Here is a 262-nt window from a genome sequence, read left to right on the forward strand (position 1 = left end):
TGAACACTTGTCAGCGACGACAAGTATTCCACTGCGGAGTGGTAGTTCAGTTGGTTAGAATACCGGCCTGTCACGCCGGGGGTCGCGGGTTCGAGTCCCGTCCACTCCGCCACTAATTAGAAAAAGCCCTAACAGAAATGTTAGGGCTTTTTCGTGTTTAGTGTTTTGGTCTGCGACCAACGAGTCCCGGAGCCTGCAACCCCAGCCGTTCCGCCATTTATTAGAAAGCCTAGTCTTATGACTTAATGCCGATCGTTTAAGA

General features: G+C 50.8%; 1 tRNA gene. It reads left to right on the top strand.

Features of this window, described 5'->3' with window-relative positions:
• The first annotated feature begins 35 nt into the window (after nt 1-35).
• Nucleotides 36-112 (top strand) — tRNA-Asp (locus AB4180_RS22705).
• The last annotated feature ends 150 nt before the right edge of the window (nt 113-262 follow it).

Source organism: Vibrio sp. 10N.286.49.C3, from assembly GCF_041469545.1.
Classification (GTDB): domain Bacteria; phylum Pseudomonadota; class Gammaproteobacteria; order Enterobacterales; family Vibrionaceae; genus Vibrio; species Vibrio tasmaniensis_A.